Origin of the sequence: Occallatibacter sp. (assembly GCF_049802275.1) — a bacterium.
Taxonomy (GTDB): domain Bacteria; phylum Acidobacteriota; class Terriglobia; order Terriglobales; family Acidobacteriaceae; genus Telmatobacter.
Map to the genome: position 1 here is coordinate 1 of NZ_JBARMD010000341.1, position 1,597 is coordinate 1,597.

The following is a 1,597-nucleotide window of genomic DNA, read 5'->3' on the forward strand; positions in this document are numbered from 1 at the left end:
TTTGCGATCTGATGCGTAGCATTGCCCAGCGAAGTCATTGCCGCAATCATATCCAGCACTACGGCCAGCCCTGATCCCTTCCAGAATCCGACCGGCAACAATCGCTGCGACTTCTCAATCGCCCCCGGATCACGCGTCAGCCTTCCTTCCGTGTCGAATCCGCCCTCTACGGGCAACATCTCTCCCCGTTTCCGATAGGTCTCCAGCGCCCCATATGAGAATTGCGACATCGCCATGTCTAGCACCACGTGTCCCTTCGCGCGCGGCACCGCGATCACCAGCGGATTGTTCCCGATCGCCGGCTCAACGGCACCCCACGGTGGCACATTCGGCATCGTGTTCGTCCAGCAAATGCCGATCACGCCCGCATCTGCCGCCTGCCATCCATACGTGCCGCCGCGCATCCAGTGATTCGTATTACCCATCGCCACGCAGCCAATCCCATGCTCGCGGCTCAATTCAATCGCCTGCGCCATCGCCTTGTGCGCATTTAGATTCCCAGGCCCCCGCTGTCCATCCCGCCGTTCCATCGCTCCAAACTGCGCCAACACTTTCGGTTCCGCATTCGGATCGACACTCCCATTCCGCACCGTCGACACAAAGCGCGCGAATCGGTTCACGCCGTGCGAATACACTCCATCGCAGGTAGTCTCCGCAAACAGGCGCGCGCATAACTCTGCACGGGCGTCGCTGAATCCAATGGAACGCAGCACGTCTGCCAGCCTGCTCTCAACATCTTCAAAGCGGATTCTCAGCATGCAGTTTCACCCACTCCGCGAACACGAGCGGCGCGCGTCTAACTCCGCTGGCTCCGTTCGATCGTGTTCACTGACCCCTGATCACTGACGACTGATCACTGTCCCTTGTGGTAATTCGGATAAGCAGGTTTGTGCACCTCCGGCTGCGGCGACTTGGCCAATTCCTCGAGCGCCAGCGAAACAGCCTTTTCCAACTGCGGATCGTGCCCCTCGCTCACCGCCTTCGGATCCTGCTCGACCACGTAGTCGGGATCCACACCATGATTCTCAACGTCCCACTCGCCCTTCGGCGAGAAGAACGCCACGCTGGGCGAAGTCACGTGTCCGCCATCCATCAACACTGGAATCGGCCCGATGCCCACCAGGCCGCCCCAGGTCCGCTTGCCGACAAGAGGACCCAGCTTTGCCTGCTTGAACAACCACGGCAACGCATCGCCGCCCGAACCCGAAAACTCATTCGCGATCATCACCTTCGGTCCATAAACACCCGCATTTGGCGTGTGCTCGATCTTTCCGTACCGCGGCGCCCAGTAAGATTCGATCCGCCGCCCCAGTACTTCGATAAAGTAATCCGCCACCTGCCCGCCGCCATTGAAGCGCTCGTCAATCACCGCACCCTGCTTATTTGTCTGCGCAAAGTAGTAGCGATTGAAATTTGTGAACCCACCCTCGCCCGTGTCCGGAAGATACACGTACGCAAGCTTGCCGCCCGAGAGCTGGTCCACCTTCTTCTGGTTGCTTTCGATCCAGTCAACATTGCGCATCGCCGCTTCGCTCGCAATCGGAGTCACCGAAATATCGCGCGGCGTCTTCCCCTCCGCATCACCGATTCGCAAGCT

Annotated in this window: 2 protein-coding genes; both read right to left on the reverse strand. The window is 59.5% G+C overall.

What is annotated here, in order from left to right; genetic code table 11:
• Positions 1-758, reverse strand: a 758-nt coding sequence (gene yiaK, locus WA354_RS11980; RefSeq protein WP_472813245.1) for a 3-dehydro-L-gulonate 2-dehydrogenase, incomplete at its 3' end; no start/stop codon positions are given.
• A gap of 95 nt (positions 759-853) precedes the next feature.
• On the reverse strand, positions 854-1,597 hold a 744-nt coding region (locus WA354_RS11985; protein WP_472813246.1), incomplete at its 5' end, for a S41 family peptidase.